Origin of the sequence: Streptococcus sp. 3109 (assembly GCF_013276905.1) — a bacterium.
GTDB lineage: Bacteria > Bacillota > Bacilli > Lactobacillales > Streptococcaceae > Streptococcus.
This window is the reverse complement of the sequence record NZ_VMLY01000037.1, coordinates 1-792: the sequence shown is the minus strand read 5'-3', so window position 1 is coordinate 792 and position 792 is coordinate 1. Positions and strand designations below refer to the sequence as shown.

Annotated in this window: 1 protein-coding gene and 1 pseudogene; both read right to left on the bottom strand. The window is 36.9% G+C overall.

Features of this window, described 5'->3' with window-relative positions; all coding sequences use genetic code 11:
• Nucleotides 1-93: 93 nt before the first annotated feature.
• Nucleotides 94-528, bottom strand: a complete 435-nt coding sequence (locus tag HT698_RS10150; RefSeq protein ID WP_173214527.1) for a cytidine deaminase — start codon at nt 526-528, stop codon at nt 94-96.
• Nucleotides 529-541: 13 nt separating this feature from the next.
• Nucleotides 542-792: pseudogene (locus HT698_RS10145) on the bottom strand (glutamate--tRNA ligase); the annotation flags it as partial.

The following is a 792-nucleotide window of genomic DNA, read 5'->3' as shown; positions in this document are numbered from 1 at the left end:
ACCTTTTTTAAACTTTTTTTTATTTTTTTCAATTCTTTTCAAGTACCGTTTTTCAAATTAATAGTAAAAAGAGCCAGAATTATACTGACTCTTCTATTGATTATTAAACTTAGAAGCACGTTCTTCTCCCCACCAATAAGGGATTAGTTCTGCTACTTTCACCGTCTTTCTTGTACCATAGTCCATCATGAATTCTGCATCTTTATTTTCAGCGTTCAACTCCAAGAGGAATTCTCTACAAGCACCGCAAGCCATGGCTGAACTTCCACCATAAGGTGGTTTATCTCGAAAAGCTAATACTTTTTTAACCTTAGTTTGTCCTGAAAATTGGTACATATTGAAGAGAGCCGCCCGCTCTGCACAGAGATGGAAAACACCACAGGTTCCCTCCATACAGAATCCTGTAAATACTTGTCCATCTTCTGCTTCTACTGCAGCTACAACATGATTAGCATAAACAAAGTCTGATACGTCATGTGGATTGTATAGTGTCTGTGCTTCTTCGTACATCTTTTCCCAGATGTCCATTGTTGCATCCTTCTTATTTAGAGATTTCTTTTAGCATATTTTCGATATGCTGAATTGATTTTTCACGTCCAAGCAAGAAAATTGTATCTGGTAATTCTGGTCCATGCATTTCACCTGAAACTGCGATACGAATTGGCATGAAAAGATTTTTCCCTTTAATACCTGTTTCTTTTTGGACTGCTTTAATTTGTGGGAAGATATTTTCTGTCACAAATTCATCGTCTGTCATCGCTTCAAGTTTTGCTTTGAAGGCTTCAAGAACTG